The sequence below is a fragment of the Carnobacterium sp. ISL-102 genome, from assembly GCF_018612935.1.
Lineage (GTDB): Bacteria > Bacillota > Bacilli > Lactobacillales > Carnobacteriaceae > Carnobacterium_B > Carnobacterium_B alterfunditum.
In genome coordinates this window covers 432,326-455,696 of the sequence record NZ_JAGGRF010000003.1, presented here as the reverse complement: position 1 = coordinate 455,696, position 23,371 = coordinate 432,326, and the positions used below count along the sequence as shown (strand labels likewise).

24 protein-coding genes and 1 other annotated feature are annotated in these 23,371 nt (G+C 34.2%); of the genes, 16 read left to right on the top strand and 8 right to left on the bottom strand.

Annotation, left to right across the window (positions count from 1 at the left end; genetic code table 11):
* Positions 1-10 precede the first annotated feature (10 nt).
* Positions 11-715, bottom strand: coding sequence for a 5-bromo-4-chloroindolyl phosphate hydrolysis family protein (locus J7E16_RS03800; protein ID WP_214888807.1), 705 nt, complete (start codon positions 713-715; stop codon positions 11-13).
* A gap of 286 nt (positions 716-1,001) precedes the next feature.
* On the opposite strand from J7E16_RS03800, the gene J7E16_RS03795 reads away from it, so the two are divergent.
* From J7E16_RS03795 to J7E16_RS03785, 3 genes are read left to right on the top strand one after another with little or no spacing between them, the layout of a single operon-like run.
* Complete coding sequence (locus J7E16_RS03795) at positions 1,002-1,553, top strand: NUDIX domain-containing protein (RefSeq protein WP_214888804.1); 552 nt, start codon at positions 1,002-1,004, stop codon at positions 1,551-1,553.
* A gap of 19 nt (positions 1,554-1,572) precedes the next feature.
* Entirely contained in the window at positions 1,573-1,824 is a 252-nt protein-coding gene (macP, locus tag J7E16_RS03790; RefSeq protein ID WP_034548240.1) for a cell wall synthase accessory phosphoprotein MacP, read from the top strand.
* 19 nt (positions 1,825-1,843) lie between these two features.
* Positions 1,844-2,536, top strand: coding sequence for a 5'-methylthioadenosine/adenosylhomocysteine nucleosidase (locus tag J7E16_RS03785; protein ID WP_214888876.1), 693 nt, complete (start codon positions 1,844-1,846; stop codon positions 2,534-2,536).
* Between the two features lie 71 nt (positions 2,537-2,607).
* Here J7E16_RS03785 and J7E16_RS03780 read toward each other — a convergent pair whose 3' ends face one another.
* The gene (locus tag J7E16_RS03780) at positions 2,608-3,102 is read right to left on the bottom strand and encodes a GNAT family N-acetyltransferase (RefSeq protein ID WP_214888801.1); all 495 of its coding nucleotides are present in this window, start codon (positions 3,100-3,102) and stop codon (positions 2,608-2,610) included.
* A 218-nt stretch (positions 3,103-3,320) separates the two neighbouring features.
* Here J7E16_RS03780 and J7E16_RS03775 point away from each other — a divergent pair, with 218 nt between their 5' ends.
* Positions 3,321-3,881, top strand: coding sequence for a GNAT family N-acetyltransferase (locus J7E16_RS03775; protein WP_353049851.1), 561 nt, complete (start codon positions 3,321-3,323; stop codon positions 3,879-3,881).
* A gap of 29 nt (positions 3,882-3,910) precedes the next feature.
* Here the strand turns inward: J7E16_RS03775 and J7E16_RS03770 are convergent, their stop codons facing one another.
* Entirely contained in the window at positions 3,911-4,351 is a 441-nt protein-coding gene (locus tag J7E16_RS03770; protein ID WP_214888798.1) for a YueI family protein, read from the bottom strand.
* A gap of 436 nt (positions 4,352-4,787) precedes the next feature.
* On the opposite strand from J7E16_RS03770, the gene J7E16_RS03765 reads away from it, so the two are divergent.
* On the top strand, positions 4,788-5,432 hold the full coding sequence (locus J7E16_RS03765) for a YktB family protein (protein WP_214888795.1): 645 nt from the start codon (positions 4,788-4,790) through the stop codon (positions 5,430-5,432).
* A gap of 63 nt (positions 5,433-5,495) precedes the next feature.
* On the opposite strand, the gene J7E16_RS03760 is transcribed toward J7E16_RS03765, so the two are convergent.
* The 5 genes from J7E16_RS03760 to msrC all read right to left on the bottom strand — a co-directional run bounded on the left by J7E16_RS03760 (position 5,496) and on the right by msrC (position 9,219).
* Positions 5,496-5,960: an S-ribosylhomocysteine lyase gene (locus J7E16_RS03760; RefSeq protein ID WP_034548248.1), complete on the bottom strand. Its 465-nt coding sequence runs from the start codon at positions 5,958-5,960 to the stop codon at positions 5,496-5,498.
* Between the two features lie 122 nt (positions 5,961-6,082).
* The gene (locus J7E16_RS03755) at positions 6,083-6,253 is read right to left on the bottom strand and encodes a hypothetical protein (RefSeq protein ID WP_214888792.1); all 171 of its coding nucleotides are present in this window, start codon (positions 6,251-6,253) and stop codon (positions 6,083-6,085) included.
* Positions 6,254-6,767: 514 nt separating this feature from the next.
* Positions 6,768-7,412: an Ltp family lipoprotein gene (locus J7E16_RS03750; RefSeq protein ID WP_251006039.1), complete on the bottom strand. Its 645-nt coding sequence runs from the start codon at positions 7,410-7,412 to the stop codon at positions 6,768-6,770.
* A gap of 512 nt (positions 7,413-7,924) precedes the next feature.
* On the bottom strand, positions 7,925-8,530 hold the full coding sequence (rpsD, locus tag J7E16_RS03745) for a 30S ribosomal protein S4 (protein ID WP_034548251.1): 606 nt from the start codon (positions 8,528-8,530) through the stop codon (positions 7,925-7,927).
* Positions 8,531-8,751: 221 nt separating this feature from the next.
* A complete protein-coding gene (gene msrC / locus J7E16_RS03740; RefSeq protein WP_214888790.1) occupies positions 8,752-9,219 on the bottom strand; it encodes a free L-methionine (R)-S-oxide reductase MsrC in 468 nt (155 codons plus the stop codon).
* Positions 9,220-9,440: 221 nt separating this feature from the next.
* Between msrC and J7E16_RS03735 the strand changes: the two genes are divergently transcribed.
* The 11 genes from J7E16_RS03735 (at position 9,441) to J7E16_RS03685 (ending at position 23,153) form a co-directional block, all read left to right on the top strand.
* Complete coding sequence (locus J7E16_RS03735) at positions 9,441-11,162, top strand: septation ring formation regulator EzrA (RefSeq protein WP_214888787.1); 1,722 nt, start codon at positions 9,441-9,443, stop codon at positions 11,160-11,162.
* Between the two features lie 170 nt (positions 11,163-11,332).
* Entirely contained in the window at positions 11,333-12,472 is a 1,140-nt protein-coding gene (locus tag J7E16_RS03730; RefSeq protein ID WP_214888784.1) for a cysteine desulfurase family protein, read from the top strand.
* A 34-nt stretch (positions 12,473-12,506) separates the two neighbouring features.
* Entirely contained in the window at positions 12,507-13,724 is a 1,218-nt protein-coding gene (thiI, locus tag J7E16_RS03725) for a tRNA uracil 4-sulfurtransferase ThiI (protein WP_034548258.1), read from the top strand.
* A 145-nt stretch (positions 13,725-13,869) separates the two neighbouring features.
* Positions 13,870-15,468, top strand: a complete 1,599-nt coding sequence (locus tag J7E16_RS03720) for an amidohydrolase (RefSeq protein WP_214888781.1) — start codon at positions 13,870-13,872, stop codon at positions 15,466-15,468.
* A gap of 152 nt (positions 15,469-15,620) precedes the next feature.
* A complete protein-coding gene (locus J7E16_RS03715) occupies positions 15,621-16,298 on the top strand; it encodes a redox-sensing transcriptional repressor Rex (protein ID WP_034548263.1) in 678 nt (225 codons plus the stop codon).
* Between the two features lie 115 nt (positions 16,299-16,413).
* On the top strand, positions 16,414-16,932 hold the full coding sequence (gene tpx / locus J7E16_RS03710) for a thiol peroxidase (protein ID WP_214888779.1): 519 nt from the start codon (positions 16,414-16,416) through the stop codon (positions 16,930-16,932).
* A gap of 27 nt (positions 16,933-16,959) precedes the next feature.
* Positions 16,960-17,198, top strand: a binding site (T-box leader).
* Between the two features lie 75 nt (positions 17,199-17,273).
* Complete coding sequence (locus tag J7E16_RS03705) at positions 17,274-19,919, top strand: valine--tRNA ligase (RefSeq protein WP_214888776.1); 2,646 nt, start codon at positions 17,274-17,276, stop codon at positions 19,917-19,919.
* Positions 19,920-20,043: 124 nt separating this feature from the next.
* Complete coding sequence (locus J7E16_RS03700) at positions 20,044-21,348, top strand: bifunctional folylpolyglutamate synthase/dihydrofolate synthase (protein ID WP_214888773.1); 1,305 nt, start codon at positions 20,044-20,046, stop codon at positions 21,346-21,348.
* 26 nt (positions 21,349-21,374) lie between these two features.
* Positions 21,375-22,034, top strand: coding sequence for an HAD family hydrolase (locus tag J7E16_RS03695; RefSeq protein ID WP_214888770.1), 660 nt, complete (start codon positions 21,375-21,377; stop codon positions 22,032-22,034).
* Positions 22,035-22,102: 68 nt separating this feature from the next.
* A complete protein-coding gene (gene radC, locus J7E16_RS03690; RefSeq protein WP_214888767.1) occupies positions 22,103-22,795 on the top strand; it encodes a RadC family protein in 693 nt (230 codons plus the stop codon).
* A gap of 157 nt (positions 22,796-22,952) precedes the next feature.
* Positions 22,953-23,153, top strand: a complete 201-nt coding sequence (locus J7E16_RS03685) for a cold-shock protein (RefSeq protein WP_013710476.1) — start codon at positions 22,953-22,955, stop codon at positions 23,151-23,153.
* Positions 23,154-23,371 lie beyond the last annotated feature (218 nt).

Below are 23,371 nucleotides of genomic sequence, written 5' to 3'. Positions count from 1 at the left end.
TCCTTAAAGATTATAATTCTTCTGATTCAATTGATTGTGTATTTCCATTATCGCGTTCAATAGCTTTCTTTGCAAGTTCTACCTCAATGGCCATATCTTCAAAATCATCAGATTTAAAAAGAACATAATCTTCAACAATCAACTGACACATTTCATCGATCGTAGAGGCACTTTCGTCAAGTATATCAAAGGTAGATTTATTTTTAACTTCATGCCTGCTGATCTCCAAGTACTTCTCTGTTAGATCGGTTAAAGAGGGAAGGTGTACATATAAAAATTTATTTACTTCATGCAAACGATTAGGTTCTTCTGTGATGCCTTTAAATAAAGACTTGGACAATTGAATGGTATTATTTCGTTTTTCAATTGCTTCAAGTTTAGAAATACTGTTTAAATTCTTTTCTAAACGTAGTAATTTTAATTTAGCGGTATGCATAGTTTCTCTGAAAAATTGTATTTCTTCTTTTTTCATCCCTTTAGATTTATAAAAGGCTTCTTTTTCAGCAGATAATCGATTTAATTTTTTAGAAGAATCAGAATCTTCATTTAGCGATTGTTTATAAATAAAGAACGCTCCTGTTCCAAGACTGATGACTAGTGACCAGAAAAACTCAAAATTAAAGATAAAGTAAACGACAACGAAAATTAAAATAGTAGTCATACCTATTAAAGTGTAATAAAGGATATCTCCTATATTTTTCATGTTTTTTTTCATACAATCCACTCCATTAATTTATTTTTTTAATAATTGTTAAATTTATTTCCTTAACCTTATTTCCTTAACCTTATTTTAGCATAAATAACTGTAAAACTCCTATCAGACCTAAGAATGATTTCTTGCTAAAACTATTGAGGTGGAAATAGCAATAGATACGGATAAATTCTTAATAGTAAATTATAATGTGGATGGATAAAAATTGCAGAACATAGCCCTAATTGAAAAAAGAGAAGATGAAAGGTATGATAAGACAAAAGTATAAATCATACAAGGAGGAATTTTAATGGATTTTGAAGAAAAAACACTTTCTAGTAAGATTATTTATAAAGGGAATTTAATTGATTTTGTAGTAGATGACGTTCAATTACCTAATGGAGAAACTTCCACCAGAGAGCTGGTCAAACATCCCGGTGCAGTAGCCATTATGGCCATCACAGCCGATGAGAAAATGATTTTTGTTAAACAATACCGAAAAGCAGTTGAACAAGTACTATTAGAAATACCTGCTGGGAAAATTGATTTGACAGATAAGAGTCCTTTAGAAACTGGGAAAAGAGAGCTTGAAGAAGAAACGGGATTTCATGCGGAATCATTTGAACTAGAAACTTCTTTTTATACTTCCCCGGGCTTTGCCAATGAATTGATTTATATTTATGTGGCTCGTGGACTAACGAGAGTAGAAACTCCTCTTGCTCAAGATGAAGATGAGTTTATCGAACTAGTCTGTTTAACTTTTGATGAAGCATGGGAAGCCTATGAAAAACACTTGATTTATGATGCGAAAACAGTATATGCTCTTATTGCTTGGAAATTGAAGTTAGCCACAAAGAATTAGAAGGGATGATTTTCGCTAGATGAATTTAAAAACTAGAGCAGAGATTAGAAAAGATAACCAATTAGAAGAGAAAAAACAAAAGGAAAGAGATAAAGAACGAGAACAAGTAGAGCGCGAATACCAAAAGAAATTAGAAAAAGAAGGTATTGTTACGAAAAGCCGTAAAAGTGAAAATGATAAAATTCGTAACAGAGGGCGTAAGTTGGATAAAATCATTCTAGTTGTAACGGTGTTACTGATTATTGTTTTAGCAATTGTATTTATTTTTTAGATTAGAGAGGAATTGAATGATGAAAATTGGAATTATTGGTGCTATGCAAGAGGAAATAACGGTACTAAAGAATAGTATGAGAGATAAAAATGAGTGGGTGGAGGCAAATGCCTCATTTACGTCGGGTAAAATTGAGCAAATCGAAGTAATTTTAGTCCAGTCCGGTATAGGCAAAGTGAACTCAGCAATTTCAGCAACCTTATTAATAGCTAAATATGAAGTAGATGCCATTATCAATACTGGATCTGCTGGAGGAATTGGCGAAGGGCTAGCTGTAGGAGATGTCGTTATTTCAACTGAACTAGCCTACCATGACGTTGATGCAACCGTTTTTGATTATGTCATTGGGCAGGTTCCACAGATGCCAGCTCGCTATCAAGCAGACAGTGTTCTCTTAGAGCAAACCAAGGAAGCAGCGAGAAAAGTAGGATTGAAAACAGTTGAAGGATTGATTGTTACGAGTGATTCTTTTGTTGCTGATAAAAAAATTGTTCAACGAATCAAACATAATTTTCCAGATGCGTTAGCCTCTGAAATGGAAGGGGCAGCGATTGCTCAAGTTTGTTACCAGTTCAACAAGCCCTTTGTTATCGTAAGAGCTATGTCTGATGTAGCAGACGAAGAAGCAGGAGTGAGTTTTGACGAATTCATCATTGAAGCAGGTAAGAAATCTGGCGAAATGGTAAAGGAGTTAGTTGAAAATTTAGTTTGATCCATTAAATCAAATAAATCAAAAGGAAGAAACACAGTGTTTTAGCTATGTTTCTTCCTTTTGATTTACGGTCAAAAAATTGGGGAATGATTTTCTAATTGTTTATAAGCTATTTCAGTATAAACCTCATAGCCTAATTGAGGGTAAAGATTTTTTGCGATTTCATTTTGAGACCAGTAGTGAAGTTCCATCTGTGTAATATCCTGTTCTTTTGCAAAATTATCAGCAAACTTCAAAATCACTTTACTCAAACCTCTGCCTTGATATGCAGGCATGATCAAGACATGGTGTAAGTACAATCGAGTGTATCCATAACGATATACCGTTTCAGGTACAGTTTCTTCTTCTAACCATAGATAAGCTGCAATTTGCTCAGGGTCTTTTTGATCATCGACCCAAAGAAAGATTTGTTGTTTTGGATTTTTAAATGTTTCTTGAAAATGATGCATGATCTCTTTCTCGTTATAAGGTTTGAAAAACTCAGGATACAGTTTTTTGTGGTGGTCTTGCATGATATTTCCTAAGCTAGCCATTAATTGTGCATCTCTTGTTTCAATTACTTTCATATTAAAACCTCACTTAATTTTTTTTGGAAAATAAAAAGACGAGACAAGCTTATCATGAGACCGAATAAAATTAAATGTATTTTTTTATTTGAGTAAATTAGTTTTCAAAAATAGAATAACAAGGTTGCTATAAGAACGGAATCATTTTAGAATAAAGAGGTAAAGTATAATTATTATGTACAGTTTATTTTAAATTAGCAGGAAAGAGGCTGTTAGCGGTGAATATATTAGAGACAGAACGCCTACTACTTATACCTTATCAATTGTCATATATTGAAGCCACACTTATTGGTGATGACAGATTAAGCGAAGTATCTGGATACCATGTTGCAGAAGAATGGCCTGGTGTAGAGTTTTTCTTTTATTTACCTTATGTATTGGAATCAGTAAAAGACGACAGAATCAAAGAAAAATGGACCCATCTAATTGTACTAAAATCTGAAAATAAAATTATAGGAGAGGTGAGCGCGCAAGGCACTCCAGAACTAACGTGGGAAGCAGAATTAGGTTACGGGGTAGTGGAGGCCTACGCAGGAAAAGGGTATGCAACGGAAGGAGCGCAAGCTTTTTTAAATTGGCTAGATTCTGAAAAAATCAAGGTAGTGAGAGCCAAAACTTATTTGTATCATAAAAAATCACAACATATTTTAAAAAAGTTAGGATTTGTAAAAACAGGTGAAAGTAATTTTACGGGTGGCGAACGGGTGGCAAATTTTGAATGGAAGTCAAATCAAATTCTGTATCACGAAAATAGAGCCCAAAGCGAAAAAGCTAAATGAAAAACAGTTAGCTTTTTCCGTCTTTTAGATCAAAAAAATAATTTTTTGAATAATGAAGCTTTTTCCTCTACCTCTTTTTGAGGAGCATTCTGAGGATACTTGACCGCTACATCAACTGTTTTTTCATTAACAGCATCAGTCGAAACATAAATCAAACCAAGTGGACTACGCTGAGCTCCTTCATCGGATACGATTCGAAAAGAACAATCGTTTTCTTGACTTAATTTAATATACGGACTTAATAGATTCATATCAACTTGTCCGTTTAATAGTAATTGTTGATTTGGATGAAGTTGAATTTCTTTCTTCAGCGATTCAAGATAGTCATTAGAGATAAGCTGTTCAATGGTCATAGATAAGTAAACGCGTTCCCTAAGACTACCAAAATACTTGTTTCTTTCATCTGGGTTCGTTTTTTTATTTCCATAGATACCTTTTGATAAATAGTCTTGAGTGTCTCTGTCAGCCATTTAAAAAGCCCCCTTTGGTAATTAATTGGCAATCAAATATAGGTCTAAATAATGTGTTAGATTAATTTTTAGTATAGCATGAACCTTTATAAAATAAAACTTTTTTCATTTGCTCAACTGTACACAAAAAAGCATAAAAATTATTGCTTTTTATAAAAAAATTATATACAATCGGCACTAGTAATGAATAAAATGTGCGACTGAATTAGTAATAAGGTTTCGGTTCGTTCAAATAAGTGGGATCAAGATTGTCTCTTTAGAAGTAACAGCATATCCTTTAATCCAGTAAACGGCTGCTTTTAGGGATGAAAAAATAGTTATTTGACGCTTGACATTTGGTAGTTATCGGATGATAAGATCCAGTTAACGCAATTAATAATAGATGAAATGAGAACAACTATTGAGTAATACTGGTTGAGTTCTAGGAGTGTGAGAAATGGAAAATTGTACGTTTACTGAGGCTGATTTTGCTGTATTTACAATTGAAGGATTAGAACCGAGAATGTCAGCTATTCGAAAACAAATCCAACCGAAGTTTCATAGATTAGGGCAAGAATTTGCCAAAGCATTAGCTGCTGAACTAGAAATAAAAAGTCTGCCTGTCCATGTTGCACAGCACATAAGAAGAACAAAAAATCCTCCAAAAGATACATGGCTGGCAATTGGAGGAGACAATAGAGGTTATAAAAAATACCCTCATTTTCAATTAGGGTTGTATGAAACGCATGTCTTTATCTGGTTGGCTTTTATTGATAATCCTTTACATGAAGAAAAAATGGCTTTACAAATAATTGAAGATCCAACTCTATTATTCAAAGTTCCTGATGATTATGTTGTTTCATGGGACCATACAAAAGAGCAAGTAGTACCAATTCATGAAGCCGATTTATTGAACGGGTTAATTCGATGGCAGACAATTAAAAAAGAAGAATTTTTAATTGGCAGACAAATTTCGGCTGAAGATCCACTCCTAATAAGTCCGGAAGAGACTCAACGATTTATACTCGATACATTTAAACAGTTATTACCGCTGTATAGACAAGCGTACAGTGTATATGAAATAAAAGAAATCCATATCTAAGAACAATAAAAGGATCCAATACGACTTTGAGCGTATTGGATCCTTTTTTATAAGATGGAATTATTAAGCAAATACAATATGCCATTCATTGCGTTTTGCTAAGAAATCTTTGGCTAATTTTTGTGCACCCTCTAGAGTGTGATTAGCTGCCCAACCGCATTGCGTTTCGTTGCTTGCTGGAACCTCAGTAGCCACTAAAATATCCTCCATTGTTTTTTGTAACACGTCTAAAATTTCATTGTAATTCTCATGATTAATGACCGTTAGATAGAAACCAGTTTGGCATCCCATAGGACCAAAGTCAATGATATAATCTGCATGGTTACGAATCAGTTCAGCCGTTAAATGCTCTAAAGAGTGGAGACTCATCATATCCATATGCTCTTTATTTGGTTGTGAAAAACGGATATCATATTTTAAAATTTTATCGCCATTCGATCCAATTTTTTTATCCGCTAATCTAACGTAAGGTGCTTTGACTTTTGTATGATCTAAGTTGAAACTTTCTACATTCATTTTACTTGTCATAAACCAATTACTCCTCTTTTTTAACTTTATTTAAGTTACTATTGCTCAGTGTACCATTTTTAGAGAAATTCTAAAAATATTTATTTTTTGATAGATAACGAAAAAACACTGAATGTAAAATCTCAGCGTTCATCATCTTTGTTGCTATCTTTTTGCTCATTCAATTTGCGGACGATAAATTCATAATGTATAAGTGCATTAAAATCATCTTGATAATGAATAACTATTTTAGATTTATTACTTTTTAATTTGACAGAAGGACCAGTAACTTCAATTACTGTATTATTAGGCACAGTAGACACTCCTTTTTAGTGAAATAAATTTAATGGGTATAGACGAATAGAAAATCTGGATAACAAAAACAAATAATTGCTAGGTTATTAATTAATAAAGCTTACCACAAAAATGGATAGATGAAAATATTCTTGAACTACTTTTTTGTTTTTCTCATCAAATTCATATGAGGCCTCATAACCAACTAGTTGGAGCGGTTAAGAACTATTAAATCTGAATAAATTTTATGATCTAGAATAATATTAAAGCAAGAATGAAATAAAAAAACCCACAAACATTTTGGTAAATGTTTGTGGGTTTAAGAATCTGTTTTTCACTCTGATTAAAATTAACGAGAGGGGCAAAAATGATTCGAATTTTTTTATCTATCAGTCTTTTCAAGGTATGCAATACTTCTTGAAAAAGCTTTCTAAGTTATAAATGAGTTATCTTTAAACCCTCGTAGGAAACAAAAGTTTTTCCTCAACACTATTAAACTATTCCGAGAGATTGAGAAAAGTATTTTATTACCTATTATGGTAAATTATCAATAGCATATTGCGCTTGCTCACTTGTATATTCTTCGTAAATCAATTGATCGTAAAGTCCTTGGTCAGAAAACGAAGAATAATCCAAATAATCTATAGCAGCTTGAAGAGCATTTGCATTCCAATCAGCTTTTACGTTTTCAATTGCGTATTGTACAGCATCAGCTGGATATCCTTCATAAACCAACTGATCATAAAGACCCGATTTTGAAAAGCTAGTATAATCTAAATAATCATAAGCATTACTGAGAGCATTTTCATGTTCTCTTGGGACTACTGACTCTTTTCTTGATTCTTCAATAGCAATAGATTCAGCTAAAAATTTCTCCTCTTCAGCAGCCTTAGCTTCTTCAACCTTTTCAATCGATTCAGATTCAGCTAAAGCATCCTCTTTCTTAGTTGATTCAGCAATGATTGCAGAATCTTCCTCACTAGTGTCTTTTGCTGCAACTTCTTCAGCATTGTTTGGTGAAGAATCAATAGTTTCTTTGGATTCATCAGGATCGCTAAACACGCCAATAACACCAACAACAACAAGTAAAATGAACCACCATTTTTTATAGAATGGCTTTTTTATTTTTGCAGTATTATTAACAGAAATATCTTTTGACAATTTTCTTCTTTTTGACAATTTATCCCCTCCAGTTTATGTAATGTTTATCGTGAGGCCACTTCACAATAAACATTATCATGTTATAATATAACTGTAGTAATAGTATGTGCTCTAGTCGCTGTTATCCCAGTGACTATTTTTTTACAAAAAGAAACCAACTCTATTAACCTATCATTGACCGATGTAGAAACATATCACATCAAAAGTATAGCATGAATAAAACTTAGAAACTGAAAGGTATCAAAATTAAATTGATTTGATAGGAGATTTTCAATTATTTAAAAGAAAAAAATCTTTATAAAATACTAACTCTATTAAATTAAATATTTAATAGAGTTAGTAGTAGTTATTAAATTAAAGAGAGATTACCTTAGAAATAATTTAAGAGTTAAATTTCTCGAATATTTATTATAAAGATTTTAGATAGTAATGTGTTTATAATAGTATCCTATTATAAACAATAAAAAAACCCACAAACATTTTGGTAAATGTTTGTGGGTTTAAGAATCTGTTTTTCACTCTGATTAAGATTAACGAGAGTAATATTCAACGATGATTGTTTCATCGATTTCAGCAGATAATTCATCTCTTAATGGTAAACGGTTATATGAACCTTCTAATTTTTCAACATCGAAAGTTACGTATTCAGGACGGCCAAATAATGATTCAGCAGCTGATTTAATAATTTCCATGTTCTTAGATTTTTCACGAACAGTGATAACTTGTCCAACCGAAACGCTGTATGATGGGATATCAACGCGTTTGCCATCAACAAGGATGTGGCCATGATTTACTAATTGACGTGATTGACGACGAGTAGTAGCTAAACCTAAACGGTAAACAACATTATCTAAACGTTGTTCTAAAAGGATCATGAAGTTTTCCCCATGTTTACCTTCTTTGAATTTACCAGCTTTTAAGAATAAGTTACTAAATTGACGTTCGTTCAAACCAAACATATGACGTAATTTTTGTTTTTCTTGTAATTGAATACCGTATTCTGTTAATTTCTTACGGCTGTTTGGACCATGAGGACCTGGAGCGTAAGGACGGCGTTCGATTTCTTTACCTGTGCCAGAAAGTGAAATGCCTAGACGACGAGAAACTTTCCAACTTGGACCTGTATAACGTGACATAATGTAATTCCTCCAATAAATTTTTTTTTTGGAGTAAAATAATAAGTTGAAGTTCAGTATTTCGTGCAGTCCATTTTTCAATCTTCACCTTTGCAGCCATAGGTTACGCAATTGCACCATTGCTGGCAACGAACTGTTGACGTGAATACCACTCTCACGCTGCATTATTTTACACATTCGCAAGTATACGCTATAAAACATTGAAAAGTCAAGTCGTACAGTTAGATACTTGAAGAATCTAACAGAATATTGACAAATTCTTCTAAATACTTTTGATCGATTTCATCAAAACGGTTAGTAATCGGAGCATCAATATCTAATACTCCAATAGCGCGACCATCTTTGACCAAAGGCACAACGATTTCAGACTGACTGGCAGCATCACAAGCGATATGTCCTGGAAATTGATTAACATCATCAACAAAGATGCTCTCTTTTTTTACAAAGGCAGTCCCGCAGACTCCTTTTCCAAGTTGGATTCTTATACAAGCTACTTTGCCTTGGAAAGGCCCTAAGACAAGTTCGTCAGAAGCAGGCTCATATAAGTAAAATCCTGCCCAATTGATAGAAGGTAAGTTTTCAAATAATAAAGCGGCTGCGTTGCTAAAATTAGCAATGAAATTAGTTTCATCACCGATAATTGCACTCAATTGTTTAATCGTTAATGAATAAGTAGCTTTTTTTGTCATGTGAACACTCCTTTAAAATTCATGATACCATTCCGTAAAAATTAATTTTTCCTAGATTGAGGTGTGAGAATGATTTCTTCTATGTTATAATATACAATAGGAGTTTTTATAAGTAAATCCTTATTGTTAAATCAAGTCAATCGTTACATGGATACATAAATAAAATAACTGTTTTATGAAATTAAAATGAAGTCAGCAGTAACTCAATCGGAGGTTTTAGAATGGAAATGGAAACTGTTTTAATTGTTATCATTGTACTAGCTGTTGCAGCTTATGGGACAGGTTATTTTATGAAAAAAAAGCATTATCAAACTATTAATAACTTGGAGCAACAAAAATTTGATTTAATGGATACATCAGTTGCTGAAACGATTCAAAATGTTGAAATTCTTTCTTTAACGGGTCAAACAGAGAAAAATTTTGAACAATGGAAAGATAAATGGAAACAAATTGAACTAACTGCATTTCCAGATATAGAAAATCTGCTATTTGATGCTGAACAAGCGACAGACAGATTTCAGTTGATTAAAGCTGGCAAATCTGAAAGTAGAAGTAGAGAGTTGATTGAGAGTACTAAAAATAAAATAAAAGAGATTCAATTAGCTCTAAACGAATTATTGAAGAGTGAAGAGAAAAATAGCCAAGCAATTAAGAAAGTTGAAGAAATGTATCAAGGTATACGGAAAAAATTGCTGACCCAAAGCTTTTCTTTCGGTCCAGCTTTAGATAAACTTGAAAAGAAACTTACATTTTTAGAATTAAGTTTTTCCAATTTTTTTGAACTAACTTCCTCTGGAGATCACATTGAAGCTGAAGAAGTATTGAAAAAGGTTAATTATGAGACAAAAGAGTTAAATGACGCGGTCACTACTATTCCTAGTTTAGTTAAAGAAATCAGCAATGAATTCCCAGCTCAAATCCAAGAATTAAAAGAAGGCTATCATGAATTAAAAGATGTGCAGCATTTTGTCTTTTTAGGAGACACACTGACATCCGATATTGCTGAAATTGAACAAGATATAGAACAAGGTGAAAAATTAATAAAACAATGTGAAACCGAAAAAGTTGAAAAGTTGAATTCGATTATTGAAGAAAAAATCAATCATTTGTATGACGTTATGGAAGCTGAAATAAGCGCTAAAGAAGCAGTAGAGAAAGAACAACCTATTTTGGCGAAATTTATTGAATTTGTGAATAAAAGAAATCAACAATTATTGATTGAAATTGATCGAGTATCTCAAAGTTACACACTTGACGATACATTCTCAGAACAAACAAAAGACATGCAAGAACAAATTGAAGAAATCCAATTTAATTTTGAAACGTTTAATAATGGAATAGAAAAAAATCAAGCTGTGTATACAGTTGTAGCAGAAAGCCATGCTGATGATAGTGAAAGATTAGCTCAAATTGAAGAGAAACAAGAAAAATTGATCAAACAACTGGCTGACTTACGTGAGGAAGAAACAGAAGTTAAAGAAAAAATTGATGATTTTGAGTTTAATATGCGAGGGATCAAACGCTACATTGAAAAGCAACATTTACCGGGATTACCTGAAGAATATTTAGATTTGTTTTTCGTCACTACAGAGCGTATTGAAAAATTAGCGAAAGAATTAAATAAATTAAAAATCGATATGATTGAGATTAAAAAAATGTGTGAGATGTGTGAAGATGACGTTGAACTGCTTATTGATAAGACTGAAGAAATCGTGGATAGTGCGATATTAACTGAGTACATGATGCAATATGCTAACCGGTACCGAAATGACCATCCTCAAATCGGAGAAGCTATTTTAGAAAGTAATGAATTATTTAATAAAGAATTTCAATATAAAGAAGCGCTTGAAATTATTTCAACGGCATTAGAAGTTGTGGAACCTGGTTCATTTAAAAAAGTTGAGAATCAATATTATGAAGAAAAAAGCAGAACTGCTAAATAACAAAGAATAAATGAATCTAATTAAAATGAATAAAACAGAGTAGTGAATAAAACTACTCTGTTTTATTTTGTTAAAATAAATAGACGTGCCTTGTATTGAAAAAAGTTTTTGTTATAATGAGTAAAGAATTTTCAAGTGTGGGATAACCTAAAAGAAAGTGTGACAATAAAATGATTTATTTTGATAATAGTGCAACAACTAGTATAGATAAAACTGTTTTACAAACATTCGAAAAAGTAAGTCAAACTATTAATGGTAATCCTTCCAGTTTACACCAATTAGGTAATTATGCTGACGGCCTACTTCAACAGTCTAGAAAACAAATAGCTGATTTGTTACATGTTTCATCTGAAGAAATCTATTTTACAAGTGGAGGAACAGAAGGGGACAATTGGGCTATTAAAGGAACAGCAATTGAAAAACATCAGTTTGGAAAACATGTCATCACAACAGCTGTTGAGCATCCTGCTGTTAAAGAATCAGTTGCTCAGCTAGAGATGCTAGGATTTGAGGTTACTATTTTGCCCGTTGATCCAAATGGAAGAATATCCGTCTCTGATTTGAAAGAAGCTCTAAGGTCGGACACTATCCTAGTTTCGGTAATGGCTGTAAATAACGAAGTTGGAAGTATTCAGCCTATTATTGAAATAGGAGAAGTTTTAATAAATCATCCAGCGGTCCATTTTCATGTAGATGCTGTACAAGCAATAGGGAAAATCCCTTTACTGTTAGGCAGAGAGTCAAGGATTGATTTAGCAACTTTTTCTGCTCATAAATTTCACGGGCCTAAAGGTATGGGCTTCATGTACATCAAAAAAGGAAAACAAGTCGCTCCACTTTTAAATGGCGGGGGACAAGAATCTGGTAAACGTGGCGGTACAGAAAATGTAGCCGGCGCAGCAGCAATGGCTAAGGCTTTGCGCCTTCTGCTTGAAAAAGCAGGAGAGAAGCAAAAGAATCAAGATGAGATAAAAACTTATCTAATGGGACAGCTAGAAGCTTATAGAAGAGTTTCTGTTTTCTCACAAAAAGAAGGTGCTCCCCATATTTTATGTTTCGCTTTAAAAGGAATCAGAGGAGAAGTAATGGTTCATGCTTTTGAAAAAAAAGAAATTTATATTTCAACAACAAGTGCGTGTTCTAGCCGTAATGGTACAGCTTCTAGTACTTTAGTAGCAATGAATGTACCTGGAAAAATAGCCGCAAGTGCGGTGCGTATTAGTTTAACAGATACAAATACATTAGAAGAAGCTGAATTTTTTATGAAAGAATTTGGTCATCTATATCAACAATTCAAAGACATTAAATAAACCGGAAGAATAGCAGAGAGGAAGTAAGCAACACATGCAATACGATGAAGTGATGATACGCTATGGCGAACTGTCAACAAAGGGAAAAAATAAAAAAGTTTTTATCAACCAGTTAGCTCAAAATGTGAAACTTGCCTTGCACGATTTTGAAGAACTAAAAGTACACGGATCGCGTGACCGTATGCATTTAGAATTGAATGGTGCAAACAGTGATGCGGTATTAGGAAGATTGAATGCTATCTTTGGGATTCAAACGTACTCTCCAGTTAGACGTTTGGAAAGAGATATTGAACTTTTAAAAAAAGTTGCAGTCGAAATGATAGCAGAACTGTATACAGAAGGAAAAACATTTAAAATTACTACTAGACGTTCAGACCATGATTATGAGTTGGATACAAATGACATGAACCAACTAATTGGAGCGGAAATTTCTAGTAAAATCGAAGGTATAAAAGTTAAAATGAAAAACCCAGATATCGACTTACGATTAGAAATTAGAAATGAAGGCTTCTTCATTTCTAGTGAAACTATTCTAGGAGCAGGTGGTTTGCCTGTCGGGTCAAGCGGAAAAGGGATGCTGATGTTATCTGGCGGAATTGACTCTCCTGTAGCGGGTTACTTGACTATGAAGCGTGGCGTGAGTGTCGAAGCTGTTCATTTCAACAGCCCTCCGTATACAAGTCCGCGTGCTCTTCAAAAAGCAAAAGATCTAGCTGCTAAATTAGCTGCTTTTTCAGGTAGCGTCCACTTTATTGAAGTACCTTTTACCGAAATTCAGGAGGAAATCAAGAAAACTATTCCAGAAGATTATTTAATGGTTGTTACTCGAAGAATGATGATGAGATTGACTGATCTTATTCGTAAAGAACGCAAAGGTTTAGCAATCATTAATGGAGAGTCATTAGGTCAGGTTGCATCACAAACGCTGCATAGTATGATAGCCATCAATGACGTGACAGCTACTCCTATTATTCGACCAGTTGTTTCAATGGATAAAAACGAAATTATTGAGATTGCCCAAAAAATAGATACATTTGAGTTATCCATTCAACCGTTTGAAGATTGCTGTACAATTTTTGCACCACCATCACCTAAAACGAAGCCTAAACTAGAGAAGTCTCGTGAATTCGAAGACAGATTGGATATTGATGGGTTAATAGAAAGAGCGATGAAAGGTTTAGTAATCACAAAAATCAAGGTTGGAGATACATCAGAAGCTCAGCAAAAAGCTGGTTTTTCAGGTTTGTTATAGAAAAATTAAATAAAATACTGAAAATAAGCTGAACACATATGTTGTGGTCAGCTTATTTACCATCTCGCCTTTGTTAATTTTCAAACGCTAAATAAATTTTAAGTGATGTATAATGAAAAAAGAGAATTAGACAGGAGGATATAAATTGAAATTATGGAAAAATGGTCTTTTTTATACAATGGAAAAAGAAGAAGAAACAGTTTCAGCTGTGATTACTGATGGTGAAAAAATTGTAGCTGCAGGTGAAGAAGAAGAGTTGAAAAAACACTACAATAAAGAAATAACTGAGGAGATCGATTTAAATGGTGAAACCGTTTTTCCTGGTTTTGTGGACAGCCATTTGCACTTGTTATGGTATGGATTAAGCCTTGCTCGCTTAAATTTAAATCAGTCAAAAAGTAAAAAAGAAAGTATGGATAAGATTCGTGCAACGATTCAACAGCTCGCCCCCAATGAATGGCTATTTGTTGAAGGATATAATGAAAATGAATGGCAAGATGATCCAACTCCTATAACAAGAATAGATTTAGATGCTATTTCGACACATCATCCTTTGTTGGTCCGCAGAATCGATTACCATAATGTGGTCATTAATACAGTTTTGATCAATAAAATTGGAATCAAAGAGGGACAAACATATGATGGCGGTGGAGAAATCCAATTAAATCGAGAAGGAAAAATAACTGGAGTTTTAAAAGATGAAGCAACAAATTTAGCTATAAATGCTTTTCCAGCGGCAACGCCAAAAGAACAAGAGGAGTACTTGAAATTAGCAATCGAAGATTTATGGTCAAAAGGAATAACGGGTGCTCATTCCGAAGACTTACATTATTTTAATGGATTTGAGGGAACTTTAAAAACTTTTCGTGATGTGATTAAAGAGCAAAAAAAACCTTTTCGCGTACATTTATTGATCCATCATAAGGAACTGAAAGCTTATAATCATTCTGCTAAATCTTTTTTAGATGGTGATCCATATATAGAATTAGGGGCTATGAAAATATTTTATGATGGAACTGTAGGATCTCGAACAGCGTTAATGAGTCAGTCGTATGTTGGAACTGTTAACAACGGTTTGCAAATTCAAGCTGATGAAGATTTTGTTTCATTGATCAAAGCAGCACGTAAAGCTAAACTACCAGTAGCGATTCATATTCTAGGGGATAAAGCATTTGAAAAAGTGATTGCAACCCTTCGTGAGTTTCCACCAATGTCTGGACAACTCGATCGTATGATCCATACCCCTTGGCTGAGTAAAGAACTATTAAAAAAAGCGGAAAATTTGCCGTTGATTTTTGATGTGCAACCGCAATTTATGAGCAGTGACCTGCCCTGGGCATTAGACGTTTTAGGTGAGAATCATCCGCCTTTGGTCTTTGCATGGAAGAGTATAAAAGACGCTGGGTTTCCAGTAGCTGGAAGCAGTGATGCACCAATTGAAATACCCAATCCATTTTATGGCATCCATTCAGCTGTTACAAGAACTGTTAGGGGGGCAACTAGTAAAAAACGTTATTTTCCAGAAGAAGAACTTTCAGTGTTTGAAGCTCTTTCGCTTTACACTATAGGAAGTGCAACTGCTGGATACAAAGAAAATACTAGAGGTAAAATAAAAGCTGGCTATATAAGTGATTTTACTATCTTGAAAAAAAATCCTTTTATGATTAAAAAAGAGGCATTAGATCAAATTAGGGTTTCAAAAACAGTTGTAGGTGGAATCGTAGTATTTCAAAAAAATAATTGACTATTAATAGTATTAGTTTAATTTAAGAAGATAGGCAATAAAGGCCTCCTTCTTTTTCCAAATACAATTGTGATGTTAATCACAATTGTATTGAGTTAATCATTAAAAGATGATATGATAATGAAGAAATTAAAGATCAGGGGGCAGAAATAGTGGAACTAAACACTAAAATACATCAAATTCCAAATGCTACAGCTCATAGACTGCCTATTTATTATCGTTCATTAAAAAAGCTGAATGAAACGTGTGTAGAACGTATAAAATCAAAAGAATTGAGTCAACTTACACAAATCCCCTCAGCAACGATCCGAAGAGACTTTTCTCACTTTGGTGAATTAGGAAGAAGCGGATACGGTTATGAAGTAGCTTATGTAACGGAAGTGTTTCGTGAATTACTAAATGTGAATAATGTCATTAATGTTGTGCTTGTTGGCGTTGGGAATCTTGGAAAAGCAATCTTAACAAATAATTTTAAGAAAGAAAAAAATATTACGATCAAGTGTGCTTTTGATATTCAACCATCTTTTTTTGGAGATGAAATTTCTGGTGTTCCTATTCTTTCAATGGAGAAGATGAAAGAAGTTGTCGTCAACCAACAAATCCATACGGCAATTTGTGCTGTACCCAGTGAAGTATCTCAAGAAGTGGTGGATCAATTAATTGATGCAGGCATTACATCGATATTAAATTTTGCTCCAGGAAGAATAAAAGTACCGAATAACATCCAAATGAAGTATATTGATTTTTCTAGTGAAATCTTCACAATGGTTTATCAAAATGAAGCTCTTTATCCAGTAAATTTTGAAGAAGCCGATCAACAGAATAGCTAGAGATAAGCTAAGTGAAACACTTGAATTAATGTTTATACCCATTCTGAGGCATTGCTTTAAAAAACTATTATTCGTATACTATTCTAAGATGATAGTTAGAATAGGAGTGTTTGGTATGGAAATTAATCGAAAAGGTACATCATATAAATTGAAAGGTAATCAGCCTAAAGTTGGGGATAAAGCACCTGATTTTAAAGCTAGAAACTTAGCGGATAGTGTGGTTGAATTAAGCGACTTTTTCGGAAAAGTTGTATTGATCAGCGTGATCCCAGATATTGATACCCGAGTATGCGACCTACAGGCAAAAGCGTTTAATAAAATTGCCAGCGAATTAGATGAAGTACAGTTGATCACGATTTCTAATAACACCAAAGCACAACAAGCTGAATGGTGTGCTGGGAAAGATATCTCAATGGAAATGCTGCACGACAGTGAATTGAACTTTGGACAAGCATATGGTTTAATTATGGAAGAGCTTGGAAATCTGGCTCGTTCAGTATTTGTTATCAACCGTAAAGGCGAAATCACTTATCAAGAAATCGTTTCAGAGATGACTAGTGAACCAGATTACGATATGGTTATCGAGGCTGCTAAAGAAGCAAGGGAACCAAATGAATCAGGCGCATTGAAATAGAACGATTTTAATGCTATTATGTAAAAATAAAAGGCAATGAACAAGAAGAGTAATTTTAGGTGCTGGCTTATTTAGAGAAGAGAACGAATGGTGAGAGTTCTTAGTCAGAATAAAATGAAAGTAGCTTGGGAGCTGACAAGGTGAAAGTAAAGTAACTTTGTTCGGAGTAACGATCCGTTAAAAATGGAACTAAGAGGTATACTTTTTATAATAGTAAAAGTATGCAATATAGGTGGTACCGCGAGTGAAAAGCATTCGTCCTAATAATAATTTATTGTTAGGATGAATGCTTTTTTTTGTTTGTTCAGATCTGTTAAGTAAAATTATAGAGGAGAGATAAAATGACTGATGAATTGAAAATGTCTACTAAATATCAACCGAATCAAGTAGAAGCTGGTCGTTATGAAAAATGGATAGAAAAAGGATTGTTCAAACCAAGTGGAGATAAGACAAAAGAAGCATATTCTGTTGTTATCCCACCTCCAAATGTAACTGGTAAATTGCATCTAGGTCATGCTTGGGACACAACTTTGCAAGATATTATTATTAGACAAAAAAGAATGCAGGGATTTGATACTTTGTGGTTACCAGGAATGGACCACGCTGGAATTGCAACGCAAGCTAAAGTAGAAGCTAAATTAGCTGAAGAAGGTATTTCGCGTTATGATCTTGGGCGTGAAAAATTCAATGATACAGTTTGGGATTGGAAAGAAGAATACGCAAGTGTGATTCGTGAGCAGTGGGCAAAAGTTGGTATTTCAGTTGATTATAGCCGTGAACGCTTTACATTAGATGAAGGGTTATCAGAGGCAGTACGTAAAGTGTTCGTTACGATGTACAACAAGCAATTGATCTATCGTGGGGAATATATTATTAACTGGGATCCAAAAGCTAAAACAGCTCTATCAGATATTGAAGTGATCCATAAAGATGTTGAAGGTGCCTTTTATCATATGAGTTATCCTCTAGCAGATGGCAGCGGGGTAGTAGAAATTGCTACGACACGTCCTGAAACAATGTTGGGCGACACGGCGATTGCTGTTCATCCTGAAGATGAACGTTTCCAGCACTTAATTGGAAAAACGGTTATGTTGCCATTGATGAATCGTGAAATACCCATCGTTGCAGATGACTATGTCGAAATGGATTTTGGTACAGGTGTAGTGAAAATTACTCCAGCTCATGATCCTAATGACTTTGAAGTTGGAAAACGTCATGACTTGCCACAAATTAATGTGATGAATGATGATGGATCAATGAATGAATTAGCTGGAAAATATGCCTCTATGGATCGTTTTGAAGCCCGTAAAGCTATTGTAAAAGATTTAGAAGCAGAAGGTCGATTGATCAAAATAGAAAAAATGGTCCACAGTGTCGGACATTCTGAACGTACAGGGGTCGTAGTTGAACCAAGACTGTCTACACAATGGTTTGTAAACATGGCTCCATTAGCCAAAGAAGCCTTAGAAAGTCAAAAGACAGAAAATAAAGTGAACTTTATACCTGAACGTTTTGAAAATACGCATACGCGTTGGATGGAAAATGTTCATGATTGGGTAATTTCGCGTCAATTGTGGTGGGGACACCGTATTCCTGCATGGTACCATAAAACAAGCGGTGAATTGTATGTAGGGATGGAAGCTCCTGAAGACAGTGAAAACTGGGTACAAGATCCAGATGTTTTGGATACATGGTTTAGTTCAGCATTATGGCCATTCTCTACAATGGGTTGGCCTAACGAAGAAGCTGAAGATTTCAAACGGTATTTCCCTACGAACACGCTAGTAACGGGATATGATATTATCTTCTTTTGGGTCAGCCGTATGATGTTCCAAAGTATAGAATTCACTGGAAAACGACCATTTAAAAATGTCTTGATCCATGGGTTGATTCGTGACGAAGAAGGCCGTAAAATGAGTAAATCATTGGGAAATGGGATAGATCCAATGGATGTCATTGAAAAATATGGTGCAGATGCGCTGCGTTGGTTCTTATCAAATGGATCCGCTCCGGGGCAAGATGTTCGTTTCAGTTATGATAAAATGGATGCTTCTTGGAACTTTATCAATAAAATTTGGAATGCGAGCCGCTTTGCATTGATGAATATGGAAGACTTCACTGTAGATCAAATTGATTTAATTGGTGAAAAAACAATTGCTGACCGATGGATCTTGACGAAATTAAACGAGACCGTTGAAAAAGTAACTGATTTATTTGAGCGCTTTGAATTTGGTGAAGCAGGTCGCCATTTATACCACTTTATTTGGGATGATTTCTGTGATTGGTACATTGAAATGAGCAAAGAAGTATTGTTTGGAGAAGATGAAAAAGCGAAACAAATGACTAGAAGTATTTTAGCCTATGTATTGGATCAAACGTTACGTCTATTGCACCCAATCATGCCATTTGTTACAGAAGAGATCTGGGAAAATATTCCTCACGAAGGAGAATCACTTGTGGTAGCGGAATACCCTGTTGTCCATCCAGAACTGTCTGACGAAGCAGCGACTAAGGGTATGGACGTATTGATGGAATTGATCCGTTCGGTTCGTAATATTCGTTCTGAGGTGAATACACCGTTGTCTAAAAAAATCGAATTATTAATTAAAACGAATGATCAAACGATCGAACAATTTTTGAAAGACAATACGTCTTACATTGAAAGATTTTGTAACCCTGAAACATTGACTATTTCAAGTGATGTAAAGGCTCCTGAAACAGCGATGACTTCTGTGATAACAGGTGCAGAAATCTATTTGCCATTAGCCGGCTTGATTAATCTGGAAGAAGAAATTATTCGTCTTGAAAAAGAATTAGATAAGTGGAGTAAAGAAGTTAAGCGAGTTGAAGGGAAACTAGCAAATAAAAAATTCATGGAAAATGCTCCTGATGCTGTAGTTGAAGCAGAAAAAGGGAAACAAAGTGATTACCTTGAAAAACAAGTTGCAGTAACTGAACGTATAAAAGTATTGAAAAATCAACTTTAAATACTAAGGCGTTAACAATAAAAACGAGCAANNTGCTCGTTTTTATTGTTAACTAGTGAAAAAGACTGCAGGGTAGTTTATAATTAAGTTGGATATGGAATATAAAGATAAGTGGAGGTAAATAATGTTCATTACCTATGAAGAAGCACTGAACTGGATCCATGCTACTAGAACTTTCGGTGAGAAACCAGGGTTAAAAAGAATGGAATGGATGTCAAGCCAATTAGACCATCCTGAAAGAAAATTTAAATCGATCCATATTGCAGGAACAAACGGCAAAGGTTCTACGCTGGCTTTTTTGAGGGATATGTTTGAAGCTAATGGCCAAATAGTAGGAACGTATACATCTCCTTACATCGAAATGTTCAATGAGCGTATTAGTGTCAATGGAGATCCAATATCAGACGACGAAATTTTGCGTTTAGCGAACGCCGTTTATCCGCTTACAATAGAATTAGAAAAAACAATATTAGGTGGTCCAAGCGAATTTGAGATCATCACGATGATGATGTTGATTTATTTTGGTGAAGGACATGCAGATATAGTTCTTATCGAAGTAGGTATTGGCGGATCATATGATTCGACAAATATTATTACACCAGTAGTTTCAATCATCACAACAATTGGATTGGATCACATGAATTTACTTGGAGATACATTGTCTGAGATTGCTGCTAACAAAGCAGGTGTCATTAAGGCAAGTGTTCCTGTGGTGATTGGTAAAATTGAAAAGGAAGCTTTGAAAGAAATTGAGGAAAAGGCTACTGAACAAGATAGTTTGTTGCTGAAATATAACCAAGATTTCTTTGTTACAAAATGGCAAACACTTCCAACGTGGGGAGAACAATTTGTATTTGAGGACGACTTCATACGGCTTAGCCCCATTCAAATAGGAATGTTAGGGCGTCATCAAGTGGAAAATGCCGCTGTAGCTATTGAAGCTTTAAGGGTCTATAGTCATGAAACAGGTTTAGCTGTAAATCACGAAAAGTTGCTTAGTGGTTTAAAACATACTTTTTGGCCCGGAAGAATGGAAAAAATAAATGATCAACCGCTTCTTGTTTTGGATGGTGCTCACAATGAACATGCTATGAAAACTTTGGTTGAAACGATTAAAAAAAACTTTGCACAACAAGAGGTCTATATCATTATGGCTGCTATGCGGGATAAAGATATCCAAGGAATGGTAGATCAGTTGCAAAGTATAACGAATAGTCACTTAATTCTTACAAGTTTCGATTATCCTAGAGCAGCTAGAATAGAGGACTTAAACAAAGTGATGCTAGAGAATGGAACTGTAACAAACTATTGGCAAGAAGCGTTAGTAGAATCGCTTAATGAGATGGATAAAAGTGGTGTATTGATTGTAACGGGCTCACTCTATTTCATTTCAGAGGTCAGAGAATATTTTAAAACAGCAGATAAATGAAGAACAACTAAAATTGGGGGAAGAACATGACTAAAATTGAAGCAGTTATTTTTGATATGGATGGGCTAATGTTTGATACAGAAGTATTATATTATGAAGCAAATCGAATTGTTGCAAAAAAAAATAATTTAATTTATACATGGGAATTTCATGAAAAATATATTGGGATTTCCGATGCAGAATTTCACAAAGAACTTTATTTGAACTACGAGATCAAACAAGCCGAAACATTTATCAAGGAAAGTGGTCAAGCTTTATTAGAGCATGTTGAAATTAACGGTCTACGCAAGAAAAAGGGATTGATTGAATTACTAGATTATTTAGAAAGTAAAAAAATAAAAAAAATAGTCGCTTCCAGCAGTATCAAGTCTCTTGTTTCTTTATTTTTAGAAAAAGAGAAACTAACTTCATATTTTGATGCTGTTATTGGAGGGGATGAAGTGTCACGGGCAAAACCAAGTCCTGAAATATATGAAAAAGCGTGGCTGAAAACAGACGTTCCTAAAGAAAAAACGATTGTTTTAGAAGATTCACTTAATGGGATCCGTGCAAGCTATGATGCTCATATCCCGGTCATCATGGTCCCAGATCTAATACTGCCGACTAGTGAAGCCAAAGAAAAGACAGTAGCGATCCTTGATGATTTAATTGCTGTAAAAACATTTATTGAACAGCAAAACAACTAAAAAATTAAATAAAATCGACTTCTTCTTTTTCGCGGATAGTAATAATGTGAAAAAGGAGGATTTTTTTTATGACAATAAAAAGTGTGAATCTTATTAAAGAAGTACCTATTCAATCGAGACCTAGAGAAAGATTAGAGCACTATGGAGAAAAAGCTCTTGCTAATCATGAGTTGCTTGCTATTTTACTTAGAACGGGTATCAAGGGAACAAATGTCGTAACATTAGCTATGACAATGCTTAATCATTTCGAAGATCTTTATTATTTGAAAACGGCTTCTTGTCAAGAGTTAATGGCTCTTTCTGGTATTGGAAAGGTAAAAGCAATTGAATTAAAAGCAGCTATTGAATTAGGCGTCCGTATCTCACAGGCCTCACAAATAAAAATTGGTCAAATCACCTCTAGTACAAAAGCGGGTGAGATGCTATTAATAGAAATGCGTGGATTACAGCAAGAACATGTAGTAGTTCTTTACTTAAATACCAAAAATGAAATCATAAAAAAAGAAACTATTTTTATTGGCGGACTTAATTCGTCGGTTGCACATCCCAGAGAGATATTTAGAGGTGCGGTAAGATATTCTGCAGCACGAATCATTGTTGGACATAACCATCCATCGGGTAATCCGGAGCCATCCGAAGCCGATATTCAGTTTACTCGTAGAATGTCAGAATGTGGCGAACTAATGGGTATTGAATTGTTGGATCATATTATTGTTGGCGAACATGAATTTATTAGTTTAAAAGAAATAGGGATTTGTTGAAAATTCATACATAAAGGTTGCTTAATTGAAATACTCATGCTACAATTACGTTGAGTTTTTGTTAGGTAGAACAAAGAAATGTTTCAGAGCATTCCGATTCGCACCGCAAGCAAGAATATCACTATATGTGCTACAAGGCACGAGGAGGAATTTCATTATGGAACAAGGTACAGTAAAATGGTTTAACGCAGAAAAAGGTTTTGGATTTATCGAACGTGAAGGAGCAGACGATGTATTCGTACATTTCTCAGCTATCCAAAGCGAAGGATTCAAATCTTTAGAAGAAGGACAAGCAGTAACTTTCGACGTTGAAGAAGGAAACCGTGGACCTCAAGCAGCAAACGTAAACAAAGCTTAATTAAAAATTAAAATTGTTTGAGAAGTTAGTCCTAGGGCTAACTTCTTTTTTTGTGAAAATAGTTAACTGGATCAAAAGACTATAAACAGATACAAGATAGGTAGATTTATAGTTTTCTTTGATTAAAAAGACATAATATGAAAAAAAACTGTGATGTCAGCTTGTGTTGTATTTAAAAATATGCTATACTTACGTTGAGTTTTTGTTAGGTAGAAAAT

What these genes read in the sequence shown, in the direction of transcription:
- J7E16_RS03800 (WP_214888807.1), bottom strand. Translation starts at nt 715, where the DNA reads ATGAAAAAAAACATGAAAAATATAGGAGATATCCTTTATTACACTTTA.
- J7E16_RS03795 (WP_214888804.1), top strand. Translation starts at nt 1,002, where the DNA reads ATGGATTTTGAAGAAAAAACACTTTCTAGTAAGATTATTTATAAAGGG.
- macP (WP_034548240.1), top strand. Translation starts at nt 1,573, where the DNA reads ATGAATTTAAAAACTAGAGCAGAGATTAGAAAAGATAACCAATTAGAA.
- J7E16_RS03785 (WP_214888876.1), top strand. Translation starts at nt 1,844, where the DNA reads ATGAAAATTGGAATTATTGGTGCTATGCAAGAGGAAATAACGGTACTA.
- J7E16_RS03780 (WP_214888801.1), bottom strand. Translation starts at nt 3,102, where the DNA reads ATGAAAGTAATTGAAACAAGAGATGCACAATTAATGGCTAGCTTAGGA.
- J7E16_RS03770 (WP_214888798.1), bottom strand. Translation starts at nt 4,351, where the DNA reads ATGGCTGACAGAGACACTCAAGACTATTTATCAAAAGGTATCTATGGA.
- J7E16_RS03765 (WP_214888795.1), top strand. Translation starts at nt 4,788, where the DNA reads ATGGAAAATTGTACGTTTACTGAGGCTGATTTTGCTGTATTTACAATT.
- J7E16_RS03760 (WP_034548248.1), bottom strand. Translation starts at nt 5,960, where the DNA reads ATGACAAGTAAAATGAATGTAGAAAGTTTCAACTTAGATCATACAAAA.
- rpsD (WP_034548251.1), bottom strand. Translation starts at nt 8,530, where the DNA reads ATGTCACGTTATACAGGTCCAAGTTGGAAAGTTTCTCGTCGTCTAGGC.
- msrC (WP_214888790.1), bottom strand. Translation starts at nt 9,219, where the DNA reads ATGACAAAAAAAGCTACTTATTCATTAACGATTAAACAATTGAGTGCA.
- J7E16_RS03735 (WP_214888787.1), top strand. Translation starts at nt 9,441, where the DNA reads ATGGAAATGGAAACTGTTTTAATTGTTATCATTGTACTAGCTGTTGCA.
- J7E16_RS03730 (WP_214888784.1), top strand. Translation starts at nt 11,333, where the DNA reads ATGATTTATTTTGATAATAGTGCAACAACTAGTATAGATAAAACTGTT.
- thiI (WP_034548258.1), top strand. Translation starts at nt 12,507, where the DNA reads ATGCAATACGATGAAGTGATGATACGCTATGGCGAACTGTCAACAAAG.
- tpx (WP_214888779.1), top strand. Translation starts at nt 16,414, where the DNA reads ATGGAAATTAATCGAAAAGGTACATCATATAAATTGAAAGGTAATCAG.
- J7E16_RS03705 (WP_214888776.1), top strand. Translation starts at nt 17,274, where the DNA reads ATGACTGATGAATTGAAAATGTCTACTAAATATCAACCGAATCAAGTA.
- J7E16_RS03700 (WP_214888773.1), top strand. Translation starts at nt 20,044, where the DNA reads ATGTTCATTACCTATGAAGAAGCACTGAACTGGATCCATGCTACTAGA.
- J7E16_RS03695 (WP_214888770.1), top strand. Translation starts at nt 21,375, where the DNA reads ATGACTAAAATTGAAGCAGTTATTTTTGATATGGATGGGCTAATGTTT.
- radC (WP_214888767.1), top strand. Translation starts at nt 22,103, where the DNA reads ATGACAATAAAAAGTGTGAATCTTATTAAAGAAGTACCTATTCAATCG.
- J7E16_RS03685 (WP_013710476.1), top strand. Translation starts at nt 22,953, where the DNA reads ATGGAACAAGGTACAGTAAAATGGTTTAACGCAGAAAAAGGTTTTGGA.